The organism is Calothrix sp. CBUCES-K 9914 (assembly GCF_059640475.1).
The window spans coordinates 1-1,585 of record NZ_JBXXZH010000536.1; the positions used below are offsets into that span (position 1 = coordinate 1).

General features: G+C 41.3%; 1 protein-coding gene. It reads right to left on the bottom strand.

Annotation, left to right across the window (positions count from 1 at the left end; translation table 11 throughout):
• Nucleotides 1-1,585, bottom strand: a 1,585-nt coding sequence (locus AC2JBO_RS44905) for a metallophosphoesterase family protein (RefSeq protein WP_496960084.1), incomplete at both ends; no start/stop codon positions are given.

Sequence of the window (1,585 nt, forward strand, 5' to 3'; positions counted from 1 at the left end):
TCATGATGGTTTTTTGCCATCGCTAAATACTCATTTAAAGGTTTTACGCGGTCTTGTCGAGGTAAAGGAGCTACAATTGGATGCGTATGAAGTAAGTGGGGATTGGAAACGAAGTTAGTATTTTCCAGTTTAGCTGGCAAAAAGTCTATACGATACCACCATTCAGGTTTTTTGGTTATATCTGGCAATCGAAACCAGTTGCGCTCTTCCACTATATTAATAGTTGCGGGACTTTTATCGATGAATAAAGGAAAACACTGCATAAAGTCATCAGAGTATGTACATATTACCCCGACTTTTTGCTTCTTCGCTTCTGGGTTAGACCATCCTAGTATTTCAGCTTTGGGGTGATAGTCAATTAATTGGAACGGAACAAACCCTTTGAGGTGTAACGAGTAGCTACCCCCAGGTTCGCGTTTCTCGTTTCGTAGTGAACTACTGGTAAACTGGGCTATAACTAGTTGTGGGTTTGCAGGTAGGGGATATTCTAACGGTTGAGTTGCACTATATTGTAACCGCGCGGAGAAACTATAGTGAACATCACCACTAAGCATGACGATACGACTTTTTTGTTTTGGTGTTCGTAGTGCTAAACGCGCGATAAATTTTTCAAAAGCTTTTGCTTGTAGTCCCCACGCTTCAGGGTCAAAACCCCAAGCTGAGGTTCCAAACTTTTCGGCAAGTGCTTTTGCTGACTTTTGAATACCTTCGAGAAAGGGTAAACCAACAACAGGACTGGGTGAGATAACCATCGTTACAACAACATCGTTAGATGTTTCTGGTAACTCTTGTTCTAAAGCTTCGTCGCTTAAAAGTTCGGGAAAATCAAATTCCTCACCTGGAAAACCTCTCAAAGTGCGGGTGTCGAGTAATATTACTTCATAACCAGGACCTGTAACCGTGTAATCCCACTTTATACTATTATCGAGGCGGGGTAGGCGCCTGGGGTTGGAGTTTCTAATTTCTGTAACGGTGGGTAAACCGACTATCTTAGTAATTTCTTTTTCAGATACTGCATCATTACCACTACTCTTCGACCAGGTTTGTACAGTTTCGAGAAGTGCTACACCTGGTTTATCATCGGTAAACTGACTGGGAGTGTTGCCCCAAGCTTGACAGATAGCATATCCCAGTAAACCATTTTGAATGACGCGGCGCCCAAGTTTTCGAGAAAGAACGCGGTCGCACCATGCCATGTTAAGATTCCAGTCGTCGGTAATCTCATGGTCATCGAATATCATATATGTAGGGATATTCGCTAACGCGCGTCGTACTTGTTTGAGAGTGAGCGTAAATTCTTTGAGATATTTAACTTCTTGATCAAAAGAGAATATTTTTTGTTTATCCTGACTAGGTTCGGGTGAGTAAATATCGTTATACTGAGGGAAATTCTCAACGTTTAGCCAAAGTACATCACTCCAAGCGAATAAGTACATCGCCATAAATTCGCCAAATGTAAACAAATGGCTTTTAGCTGTAGTAGTAATTCGATTCAATTTATCCAAACTAGCCGTTAACCCAGCAATATTTGTAGCTAAATTGTTACGTTGACCGGGTTTTAACTCGTCAGTATTTTTGACATCAG